The following is an 11,268-nucleotide window of genomic DNA, read 5'->3' as shown; positions in this document are numbered from 1 at the left end:
CCATAGTCCAGAAGGTTTGTCCACCCTGTAATCTGCCAACAATCCGCTTTCTTCCCTATCCCTGTCGTAGCTTTACCATTTCATCTGCACAAGGCTTTGCATGGCTTCCTCTATGGTACGGTTGGTAGAAGCAAACCCAATCTTTATGGTGATCCCTTTATATTTCAGAAAATAAGGGTTCTTTCCGGACTCCAGGATTTCCCGGACCTTCTCCGGTTTGCTTTTTTTTACATCAATCTTCAGTTTCTCTACATCTTGTATCTCTTTCGGGTCAATGTCCTCAAACGTCATTTCCCGCATCTTCAGCAGTTCTTCCCGCGAGAACATTATATCCCTTCCCTGGTACAGCAACTGCACAGATGCGCATCTAAGTCCTGCTCAAATTGTTCCTGTTTCTCCCAGGTGTGCATTAAATATTGTTTCAGTCTGGCATAATCTAAAATCCCATAACCGATACAGTCTATCTGCACCTGGAAAGCCTGGAGCAGTTCCATAGTCTGTAAAATTTCCTCCGGACAATAGGATAACCTGCTAAGCCCGGATACCACAATCACGTCAATCATGCCTTTTCCTGCAAGCACTGCCAGCCTCTGCCAGTTTTCTTTTTCTATGGAATTACCACACCCTACACCTTCCAGGATCGTAACTACATGGTATGTCTGCTGTTCACAGTAATGCAGGCTTTTTTCTTTTTCATAATACAAAAGCCCTGCACATGGAATGGGAATATCCAGATACACTGCCGCCCGCTGGGGACTGTTCCTATTTTCTATCTCTTTTTTTCCTTTGCAGATCCATGCAGGGAATAACATTCCTCCCTGAAAGACCTCTTTATCTTCTGAAAACAGTTTTTGTAACATCTCTCTATTCATTGCTCTGCCTCCTCTTTCTTTGGCTCCTGTTTTCATTCCAGGGCTATAAAGAAACCGGCGTTTCCCCATAGCCCTAAAATGAACCCATTTTACACACCATACCGGCAGGGCCTTCCCTGCCAGCATGTTTTTTATTTTCTCACCCCGGTGTGAACGGGAGCATGTAGGACCGGCCCGGCTGGCCGCCTGACACCCTGCAGCACCCTTTCCCGCTGCAGCATGTCCCAGACGCTACCCTGGTTGCAGTGTTTTATGCAAAGGTATCATTATCATTCGGCTTTCAGACTGCCTGCCACCCACAGCCTATGTCCGGGCGCTGCTCACACTTTTCCTTCATCTTCTACGATTCCTTGTTTGATCCGCTTCTTTTCTGCCTTACCTGCTGTCAATGCGGACAAATGTATCTTCGCACAGCTCATGACCCTGCATCACACAAAATAGAATGTGCCGAAATGTTTTGTGTCCTTTAAGATATTTCTATATTTTAGCGTCAGAAATGACACGTTTGTTTCAAAAAAATATCACCATACCGATATTCAGTTTTCAAGGTTCTCTCCGGCTGAAAACATCAGCCTGCCAAAAGACACCATAACCCTGATGTGTTTTGGCAGACTGTTTTCTGTCTGCATTTCTCTTTATTTCTTTAACCGGATAATCATATCTGCCCAGAATTCTGTGTATGCCTGCCGCATTAACTCCAGAAGCCGGGCTTCGGTAATTCCTGTAATTACATTTTCTTCTTTCTTTTCCGGTTTTGGTTCCTGTACTTCCAGTGCTTCTTCCCGTATTTTCATCGTAAGCATGGATAAGGAAGGGGAATTGGCACAGTTAATAAAACCGATATAATGGTTCACCACATCATAATCACCTCTGCAGCTTCGGACAATATCAAACGCATGACGGATTGCCCGTTCTACCCTCTGTCCTGTCGTGCCATGTTGCTGGGCCACCTTAAAATACAGATATGTCGTTTTAATCTTGCTGTCTTCTTCCAGAAGCAAAACACCGTCTACGATATAACCAAATCCTTTTACATTGGCAGGCATTCCCATTTTAAATAATACTGCTTCCACCTTTTCTCTTGATAACATTTCCCTTTTCCTCCTCTATCTGTATTCTCACTTCCTGCTGTCTTGCTGATATTTCTTTAGCCCTTTCTTAATTCCCTCTATGGAATAAATCAAAAGGCTAGTTTCCCTTTCATCACAATCCTGTACCAGATACCAGATTTTTTCTTTCAGCATCATATCTTTTTTCGCTGTCCCCATGTGTATAAAGTGTTCTTTTATGGGAATATCCATAGCTTCCAACAGCCGGATATAGGTTTTCATACCCATAGCTCTGGCATGTGTTTCGATTTTGGCCAGATGGGATACAGAAATATCCGCTTTCTCTGCAAGCTGCTCCTGAGTCAGTCCCCTGGATTCCCGCAAGGCTTTTATAGCATCTGCTACAATATAAAGTTCATTCTGCATTCTTTTATCTCCTCGTTGATTACACGCTCTATTATAATTACAAATCCTTTCCCTGGTAATGGACTATGGAGGCAAGATTTCCCATTTTCATTACCATTTCTTTCCTTTTTTGGTTTTAGAGATTTATTATATCTGAACGAGTTGAAAACGATTTTTGCACCATTTACGAAAAAGCACTGCATTATCTCTTCATTTAGACATAAAAAAGGAGAGAACGTCACATATCGACTCCTCTCCAATAGCTTCTATTCATCTAAGATATTTGCCAATACATAGGCTTACTTGTTTTTTTCTTTCCAGGAACCTCCGTATCTCTTTCACACTATCTAATATGGGAATGGACGGGGCAGACGGGCTGCATACTGGATCTTGACTGGACATTTCCAGTGCGTTAATAAATGCTTCTGCCTTTTTGGGGTCTTCAATCACAAGCTCTGTAAGGATACTTGATGTAGCCATATAGAAAGAACCTCTTTTCTATCTTAAAAAATTCTTTCGTAAGAAGATCCTGCAGTATTTTCTATACGCCAAGACCTGTACTCTCCATTTTTATTTATGTAATAAAGTTTGATCCAGCATGTTTTTAATTTCATCTGGAAGACCGTCTATCGTTGCATTTTCATCTAAAAACAGTAAATTTGTATATTTTTTCGCATCATTCGGCGCTGAAAAAATATGAGTTACTGTATATGCTGTTCTACTTTTAGAAAAGCAATCTTCATCTCGCAGCGATTCTACTACAAAGCAATCGCCCTTTTGCTGCCCCTTATCATCATACTCTTTATTTAAGCATAGAGTAAAATTAAGATCTGTTGTGCCAAACTTATAAGTTCTCGTGTCTGTAACAATCTCTTCCAGCATAAATCCTTCTGAGCCAGCCAGCATTGCAATCTGTCCGATATGCTTAATCTTACGCTTACACAATGAAAAAGGGTGCTGCGGTGTAAAAAATATCTGCGAAGCCTGAAGCATCTTTTTTGCTGCATAACTATAAAACTTTTTTGCTGAAAGGTTCGTGGCCACACCTGTCAAGTGCCTAAAATTGGCAGCTTTATAAAGCACCTCAATATATCTGCCTTCAAATACATATAGAAATCTTTTACCTACTAAATGCTTCCTATACAGATCAGCAGCCACTTTAATCTCCTGTACAATTTTCTCTCTATCCTGTTGTTTTCCCATCTATCTTTTCCCAATCATCACTATAGTATAAAAAAACAGCACTGGACAACTTTTTTGTTATCCAGCGCCCATAATCTTAAAAAGCGGTTTTATGCTGGCTGTCAGCCGCGACATCCTTCCGAATGTCTAAAATGTCGCCGGTATCATTGAGTCCCCGGCGCGGACTCACCGTATCTCCCTGGTGTGGGCGTAATACCCTTCCGAGTATCAAATAGTCCCAGTAATTACCCTGCCCGGGCACAGTACAGCTTTTACGTGCCGCTACACGAAACCTTTTGGCTTAATTATATTATATGCGATACCCTAAGAAATATCAATAGTTTCCACAAAAAATTGATTGGTTGTATCTTATTATAGTTACTGTTCAGAGGTATGCATAAGTCATTGTAAAAAATGACGAAATTTATTTTTTTATTTTGTGGATAACCATTCGCGGCAGGAAAAACTGTGTTTATAGTTTTTCCTGCTGTTCTTTTTGTTAAAAGTTATACACCAGATTCTAGTTTTGGGAACCCATTCTTGAAGTTTCAAGGTCTGCATGAATACTTTTTTTATTATAAAACAGCTATTTATCCACAGTCAGATTGACGAAAAGGCACTTTCTGGTGATTCGCTTTTTTTCTATGTTTCTGTTATACTTTTTCTTAAGAAAGAGAGGTTCACTTATGAATATTGATTTTAAAGAAGAACTTAGAAAACGTGATGAACTTCTTGCCGGTTATCTCAAACAGATTGAAATCCAGGAGGAATTTATCCAGAAACAAAAAGAATTGATTGAATATCTGGAAGAGCATATCTCAAAGATTACAGACATTGTCAGTGGCGTTTGATTATAACTGTACTGGAGGAAAACATATGCCTGATGCGTATGATTACATCTCACTCATGTGTCGGCTGAAAGCCGCACAGACAAGAAATAAAGAACTGGAATCCGGTGAACACTATATTAAGCTGAAAGAACTCCATCAAAAGGAGTGCAGAGCCTATGAACGTAAGATTCAGACGCTGCTAACGGAGATAGCGGATGCACATAAAGAAACCATCCGTGTCCGCAATTACTGGTTTCAGGTACTGGAGGATATGCTGCTGGAGTTTGAGGCAATGCAGAAAAAAGCTGACCAGAAGCTTCGGGAGATGGAGAAACGTGCTCTTCTTGCTGAGAGACAAAGAGATGATGCATTGGAGAAAGCAAAAGAATTCCGCCTTAAGTTTTATGAAACCGCCACCCAGCTGGAAGAAGAACAGGGAAAGAACCTGAAACTTCATGCACAGATCAACCGTGATTATGAAAATTCATCTATTCCTTCTTCAAAAGCCATCCGGCGGAAAAAGATTGCAAACAGCAGGGAAAAAACAGGACGGAAACCCGGTGGACAGCCAGGACATAAAGGGCATGGCCGAAAAAAGCAGGAGCCTACACATCCGGTAATCCTCCTTCCGCCACCAGAAGAAGTGCTTGAAGACTGTGCTTTTAAAAAGACAGCAAGAACAATCATAAAACAACTGGTAAGTATCCGTATGGTCCTGGATGTAACAGAATACCATGCAGATGTTTATTATAACAGCCAGACCGGCGAACGTGCACACGCTGCATTTCCGGATGGTGTTATTGATGATGTGAATTATGATGGCAACATCCGGGCATTTTTGTTCCTTCTGAACAATGACTGCTGTACCTCTATTGATAAAAGCAGGAAGTTCCTGTCTGATCTGACGGATGGAAAACTGAATATTTCCAAAGGCATGATAAGTAAACTCAGCAGGGAGTTTGCTTTAAAAACAGAGCCCGAGCGCAAGGCAGCCTATGCAGACATGCTGCTTTCCCCTGTTATGCATACAGATTGTACAAGCGGCAGGGAAAACGGAAAAAGCTGTCAGATCTATGTCTGTGCCACACCAGACGGAAAAGCATTGTACTTCGCTCGTGAGAAAAAAGGACACGAGGGAGTAAAAGGGACTGTTACAGAGGATTATCAGGGGATCCTTGTCCATGACCATGATATTACCTTTTATAATTATGGAGCAGATCACCAGGAATGCCTTGCCCATGTGCTGCGTTACCTGAAAGACAGCATGGATAATGAACCAGACCGCACCTGGAACAAAGAGATGCGTTCACTGGTACAGGAGATGATCCATTTCCGAAACGAATGCCAGCCATTTCAGGAACCGGATCCGGTAAAGGTATCTGAATTCGAAAAAAGATACCGTGAGATACTGGAAATAGCCAGGGCGGAATACGGAAATGTTCCGGCAAACAATTATTACAGAGACGGGTATAATTTATTCCTGAGAATGGAGAAATATATGCAGAACCATTTGCTGTTCCTGCATGATTCCCGAATACCTGCCACTAATAATGAAGCCGAAAGGCTTCTAAGAAACTATAAGCGGAAACAGGCGCAGGCTGTGACATTTAGGAGTTTCGAAAGTATCGATTATCTCTGCCAATGCATGAGCATGCTTGTTTTGGTGCGGCTAGAAGAACCAGCGAATATATTTGACAGAGTATCCAGAATATTTGGATAAGAAAACCGATGGCTTTGACTGTTATTAGTCTACACCATCGGTTTTCTCATGTCCAGCTAACCTCTGAACAGTAACTTATTATAACCCGTTACTTACCGTTTCAATAAACGCTCCCTAGAAGCTGTATCCAATACTATTTTATGAAAATCCAGCATTGCGTGCTCTTGCATCAGTTTCTCACCAAGTTTCACAAGAGGATTGGTTTCCCATTCCGAATCAATTCCTGTTTGATGATAGTATCTTGCATAAGCAAATCCCTCAGCTACCGCATCTGAATTTTCAAATATTCCCACTATTGCATCTGTAAACTGTACAATGATTGAGCTCCCAAAAATCCCCTGCAATTCTTCCGCATTCGCATCATCATATTTCTCTACATCAAAAGACAAAGAGAAATCATACGTATTCTCTTTTCCGTCTTCTGTTTCATAAGAAATTGTTCCAAAAATATCTCCCTTGCCAGACGGAAGTTCGATTGACTCTGAAAGCTCTAATTCATATTCAATGTTATTGAACACTGTCGTTGCTTCAAACATTTGTGATATACAGGCACCTTCTTTTTCATAAATATCTTTCTGTAAAAAGGAAATAGGATTATACTCCATATTTTCCCATATCCGTTTTCCCTCCACTGTCCGTTTACACAAGGAATCTAAAAGCAACATCATTGTTTCCTGATCTATTTCTTCATATACGTTCATAGTCAGCCTCCTTTTTCTTTGGATAGTCCACAAAAGCTCTGTAAGAGTTTATCTCAATTTCTAGTTACAACGTGATATTTAGTCAAATGACGTATGTACGCGCCTTCTTATAGTTGCCAATATTATATGGCGTATCTCCCAAAAATTCAATCAGAATATACAAACTTTTACTCACACCGCTTACTCACACTATCTCGCCTTTACATCTTTTTTAGTCTATATCCTACATTGATCAATGTTTCTATAATATCATACCCCATCTTTTTTCGTATCTTCCATATTACATGTTCCACTGTTTTGTACGGAATCTGATCATCATAATAATTACTCCCCCAGACCGAACAATAGATATTCTTCTTTGGAATAACCCAATTTGGCCTTTGGGCTAAAAGATACAGAACTTCAAATTCCCTGGGAGCTAAGCTGATTTCTTTTCCTTCATAAATAACAGTATATGACATGGGATCAAGTTGAAATTTACCATTTCCTAATACAATTTCAGATTTATATTCTGGAAAAACAGTTTGCATTCATTTCCACCTCCATGATTTTCTGTTCCAGCAATCGTTTCAAAACTCTACACACAATAAAAATGCGGAAATAATAGCCCCCTATCATTCCCGCTAATTTTTCTCTTTTTCAACTTTATACTTTATGATACCGATACATTGTGATATAAAAACGGTCAACGCTGTCAACGCAATCAAGGATATATACTTTTTCATACCTAAAGTTGTACAACAACCAGCAGCAATTAAAATAACTCCTAGTATTTTACCTGTTACTTTTCGGCAATGCTCCTTTTCTTCTCTTTCCAACTCATGGTTAATGTTTTCTACAGGAGAAAGTTTCCATATACAAATGGAACTTACCAAAATAATCCCCCAAGCCACAAATAGCTCTAATGGATATTTGTTATTAATTTGTAAAATCATGACTTGAACAGCAACAGAGCATGTAAAACAAGCCTTAAAGCTATTCAGATGTACACCACCGGCATAGGTTCTTAAAAACATAAAAACACCTGTAGACACAAGGAATTCTGGGATTGTATGCAAGTATATCGCTATACTCATACAGACGAATAGGCAAATTAACATCTCTAATCCAATCTGAAATCCATATTGATATACTGCATACAACTCCTCTGAAACTGCACCGGCATCAATAACGTATCTTGTTATTTTTTCCGATAATTTTCCCATAAAATTAAAGTTTCTTCATTTTTTTCAATGCTTCTGGCATCTTTGGCTGATGATAAATATAACAGCAAGCACTGTCCGCTGACATTTTACCAAGTTTCAGAGATAAATTTGCTAATACTTTTGCTGGCTGATTTTTTAAATTTTTAGATTTCATAATTAAAATCTCCTTTCATTTGTTTACCAATACATTACTACAAAAAATCTCTCATTCGGTTCTCTTGTAAAAAAAACGAGTATTGATGTAATTTTTCCCAAAAAGGCAGAAAAAAAGAAGCAATGTTTCTCCGGTTCTTTCTCAACATTGCCTCTTTTTTGCTGATGTATGTTTTTTTATATACCAATTCCATAAAATCAGGTTCTCTATCTTTTTCTTATATTTTCGTGTGTTATCTATTGTTTCTATATAATCGTAAGCTCCTGCTTTCAGTATAGAAAAAATATCCTGTATTGATCCCCCTTCGCTAATAGCAAGAATAGGCGTTAAATGCCCCAAACTCCCTTTTATTTTTATAATAGCCGCAAATGCCCTTTCCCTCTCTATTATCTCTTTAGTAAAATGGAAAATCACAACATCTGCCGTTGGATATCTATTGTTTTCCAACTGTTGATAAGTACACCATTTTAATTGGTGTTTTTTCCCAATAATCCTTTCAGTACTGTTATACAGTTTCTCATCATCACTAAACAGCAATATTTTCACGCTATCCATATATCAGTCCCCATACCGCATACCAAATTTATCTTTCCATTTTACCATTCTTTCCTTTCTCATTATCTTTTATGTAATTATTTCGAGTGTTCATGTAATTATTCCTGCACATTACTATATAAGACTATCCGAATTTTAAATTTTCCTGGTTCTGAATCCTCTATTACCACTGATCCATGATATTTTGCTACTGCCCGATACACAGAGGCTAAACCTACTCCATGATTTTCTGCATCTGACTTTGTAGATTTCAAGCGGTTATCTCTTGTTTTTAACAGCTTCCCTTTATAACTATTGTCTACGAACAATAATAGATTATTTTTATCAAATTTCATTTTGACATTTATATATCTATTTTCTTCAACCTTCTCTGCTGCTTCCACTGCATTTTCCAGTAAATTTCCCAATATCAGACTCAGATCAGCTCCTTTAAAAGGCATTATCATCGGAATACAAATATCCGTTTTAAAAATTATTTTTTTGTTTTGGGCAGTTACATACCAATATCCAATAAGTGAATCAATCACAATATTCCCACTATTCGATATTGAGGCAATCACCATACCGCCCTCTCCCATAATTTCTTCAATAAAACCTGTCATTTTTTCATATTCTTTATTTTCTGCATAAGCAAGAATGGAAATAAGATTATTCTTCATATTGTGTTTTATATCCCGCAACTGCAACATTGAAAGTTCTCTTTCTTGCTGATGACGTTCGCATAATTCCAGTTGCTGTTCATATACTGCTGCCATTCTCCTTAACCGCAAATCATCAGCCAACTTCATATAGACATAAAATATCAATATGTTCATACCAAGTAAAATAAGTACAGTAAATGTAGAGTTTATACGAGTACGTCCAGTATTATTTGCAAATCCAAGCATAAATATATTGTTCATGATATAAATGCTTCCTGTTGGGATCAACACAAGTAAAATACTGTATCTGACCGGCAATTCCTTAATATCATCATCTGTGAACACTTTCTTTAATGCAAGAATTACTGCATTAAAAAATATTTTTGAAACAAAAGAGCCTACTTGGCGAACTGCAGCATATTGAGGGCAGTATGTTATCAAAATATAGTTGCACAGGGTTTCCATCAACATCCAAATCGCATTAAAGGTAATTACAAATACACCTTTGTTCCACCATCTACCTTCATAAGTCATCATAACTGCCAAAAACGTAAACATAATCGTCACAGCAATATTGATGTAGGCAGGAAAACTAATAATCGTTGTTATTCCAAATTGCCAAATCACGAACAGCGTTATACCGATCACCGACAAATACCTTTTTCTCTTACGAGCAAAAAATATATCGAAATAAAAAAAGAATAAATATACTGCCCAAAGGCAAAGCAATATATCTATCCCACACATTAATACCCTATTCGTCCACATAAAACGTATCCTCCATAGAACAATATTGTTCACTAATTATCTTTCTCCGGTCTTCACTGATTGAAATTTTTTGTCCATTATCCATTACTACAGAATCATAAGATTGTCCGGATATATGTTTATAATTCACCAGAAAAGACTGATGAACTCGCAAAAAAGAAATTTTACATGTTTTAAGGGTTTCTTCAATCTCATTAAGTTTTCCGTACAGTTCAAGGATTTCTTGTTCCGTTACAATAAATATTTTTCGTTTGTTGCTTTCAAAATATAAAATATCCTTGATTGGTACTTTATGATTCATACGTTGATAACTATAGCGAAAATAAAAATCTTCACTATTAATGTCTTCATATACCGACTTAAAGCACTTTTCCATTATTTTATCTGTTACAGGTTTTACAAGAAACTGAAACGGTCTTACCTCAAAGGATTCCCTCATATAACTTTCATGGCTCGTAACATAAATAATTCGCACATTTTTATCGTATGTTCTAATTCTTCTAGCTGCCGAAATACCATCTTCTTTATCCATTTCTATATCCAGATAAATAACATCATACCTCTCACCTGCTGCGATAGCATCTGCTAAACTCTTTCCATTCCAGAATACTTCTATTTCAGTATCAACAAAATTTCTTTTAGCTATATCCTGGAGAAGTCTTTCGATTTTTCCAGTTATTTGAATATCATCATCACAAATTGCTATATTTAACATTCACTCCACTCTCTTCTGCATGTTTGCTGATTTTTTCTTCTCACTCGTTTTTTTTACTATTTGTATAATTGACCAAATCATCTCCTGATCACATGGATCTAACTCTTTATACACTTCCACTAAATCGTAATATTCGTCTAGTACTTCATTCATTTTCATCTGCCCATTCAAATCTCTTTTTACATCTGAAACTCCCAGCAAATAATCTGTTGTTACATTGAAGTAAGCAGCAATCTTTTTCAGAATATCTACTTTTATTAACGTAACATCTCTTTCGTACTTACTCAACATTTGCTGTGTTATCCCTAATTCTACTGCAAGGATTTCCTGTATTAACCCTCTTTTCTCACGTAATTGTTTAATACGACTTTCCATAATTGCCTACCTCTTAATCATGTTGTACTATCATGCTACCCTATTTCATTCATAGCGATACAAATAATAGAAGTAATCAATTACGCAAAATATGCA

15 protein-coding genes are annotated in these 11,268 nt (G+C 37.8%); 2 read left to right on the top strand and 13 right to left on the bottom strand.

From position 1 onward, the window contains the following. Positions 1–72: 72 nt before the first annotated feature. From ACYQ2D_RS00415 to ACYQ2D_RS00395, 5 genes are all read right to left on the bottom strand, one after another. On the bottom strand, positions 73–327 hold the full coding sequence (locus tag ACYQ2D_RS00415) for a DUF6870 family protein (protein ID WP_055172445.1): 255 nt from the start codon (positions 325–327) through the stop codon (positions 73–75). Then, entirely contained in the window at positions 327–872 is a 546-nt protein-coding gene (locus ACYQ2D_RS00410; RefSeq protein WP_165853165.1) for a recombinase family protein, read from the bottom strand. The genes ACYQ2D_RS00415 and ACYQ2D_RS00410 overlap by 1 nt, the downstream gene beginning before the upstream one ends. A 635-nt stretch (positions 873–1,507) precedes the next feature. After that, a complete protein-coding gene (locus tag ACYQ2D_RS00405) occupies positions 1,508–1,963 on the bottom strand; it encodes a sporulation initiation factor Spo0A C-terminal domain-containing protein (RefSeq protein ID WP_117843860.1) in 456 nt (151 codons plus the stop codon). 27 nt (positions 1,964–1,990) lie between these two features. Further along, on the bottom strand, positions 1,991–2,347 hold the full coding sequence (locus ACYQ2D_RS00400) for a helix-turn-helix domain-containing protein (RefSeq protein WP_117467681.1): 357 nt from the start codon (positions 2,345–2,347) through the stop codon (positions 1,991–1,993). Positions 2,348–2,896: 549 nt separating this feature from the next. Next, positions 2,897–3,529 carry a PBECR4 domain-containing protein gene (locus ACYQ2D_RS00395; RefSeq protein WP_055056046.1) on the bottom strand — a complete coding sequence of 211 codons (633 nt, stop codon included), beginning with the start codon at positions 3,527–3,529 and terminating at the stop codon, positions 2,897–2,899. Between the two features lie 665 nt (positions 3,530–4,194). On the opposite strand from ACYQ2D_RS00395, the gene ACYQ2D_RS00390 reads away from it, so the two are divergent. Together ACYQ2D_RS00390 and ACYQ2D_RS00385 are read left to right on the top strand one after the other, a co-directional pair. Next, complete coding sequence (locus tag ACYQ2D_RS00390; protein WP_173684295.1) at positions 4,195–4,359, top strand: hypothetical protein; 165 nt, start codon at positions 4,195–4,197, stop codon at positions 4,357–4,359. 25 nt (positions 4,360–4,384) lie between these two features. After that, a complete protein-coding gene (locus tag ACYQ2D_RS00385) occupies positions 4,385–6,058 on the top strand; it encodes an IS66 family transposase (protein ID WP_459784324.1) in 1,674 nt (557 codons plus the stop codon). Positions 6,059–6,150: 92 nt separating this feature from the next. Here the strand turns inward: ACYQ2D_RS00385 and ACYQ2D_RS00380 are convergent, their stop codons facing one another. The 8 genes from ACYQ2D_RS00380 to ACYQ2D_RS00345 all read right to left on the bottom strand — a co-directional run bounded on the left by ACYQ2D_RS00380 (position 6,151) and on the right by ACYQ2D_RS00345 (position 11,172). After that, positions 6,151–6,759, bottom strand: a complete 609-nt coding sequence (locus ACYQ2D_RS00380) for a hypothetical protein (protein WP_459784322.1) — start codon at positions 6,757–6,759, stop codon at positions 6,151–6,153. 200 nt (positions 6,760–6,959) lie between these two features. Then, positions 6,960–7,289: a winged helix-turn-helix domain-containing protein gene (locus ACYQ2D_RS00375; protein ID WP_117467685.1), complete on the bottom strand. Its 330-nt coding sequence runs from the start codon at positions 7,287–7,289 to the stop codon at positions 6,960–6,962. Positions 7,290–7,382: 93 nt separating this feature from the next. After that, positions 7,383–7,964, bottom strand: a complete 582-nt coding sequence (locus ACYQ2D_RS00370) for an accessory gene regulator B family protein (RefSeq protein WP_117467686.1) — start codon at positions 7,962–7,964, stop codon at positions 7,383–7,385. A gap of 4 nt (positions 7,965–7,968) precedes the next feature. Continuing rightward, positions 7,969–8,118: a cyclic lactone autoinducer peptide gene (locus ACYQ2D_RS00365; protein WP_081019423.1), complete on the bottom strand. Its 150-nt coding sequence runs from the start codon at positions 8,116–8,118 to the stop codon at positions 7,969–7,971. A gap of 141 nt (positions 8,119–8,259) precedes the next feature. Further along, positions 8,260–8,673 carry a hypothetical protein gene (locus tag ACYQ2D_RS00360; RefSeq protein ID WP_026648511.1) on the bottom strand — a complete coding sequence of 138 codons (414 nt, stop codon included), beginning with the start codon at positions 8,671–8,673 and terminating at the stop codon, positions 8,260–8,262. A gap of 98 nt (positions 8,674–8,771) precedes the next feature. Further along, positions 8,772–10,082, bottom strand: a complete 1,311-nt coding sequence (locus tag ACYQ2D_RS00355) for a sensor histidine kinase (protein ID WP_117467687.1) — start codon at positions 10,080–10,082, stop codon at positions 8,772–8,774. Then, the gene (locus tag ACYQ2D_RS00350; protein WP_026648513.1) at positions 10,069–10,797 is read right to left on the bottom strand and encodes a LytR/AlgR family response regulator transcription factor; all 729 of its coding nucleotides are present in this window, start codon (positions 10,795–10,797) and stop codon (positions 10,069–10,071) included. The genes ACYQ2D_RS00355 and ACYQ2D_RS00350 overlap by 14 nt, the downstream gene beginning before the upstream one ends. Then, entirely contained in the window at positions 10,798–11,172 is a 375-nt protein-coding gene (locus tag ACYQ2D_RS00345) for a helix-turn-helix domain-containing protein (protein WP_055056059.1), read from the bottom strand. It abuts the gene before it with no gap. Between the last annotated feature and the right edge of the window lie 96 nt (positions 11,173–11,268).

This window comes from Blautia stercoris, from assembly GCF_054657695.1.
Note: the sequence above shows the minus strand (reverse complement) of the source record. Positions and strands in the feature narration are given on the sequence as shown.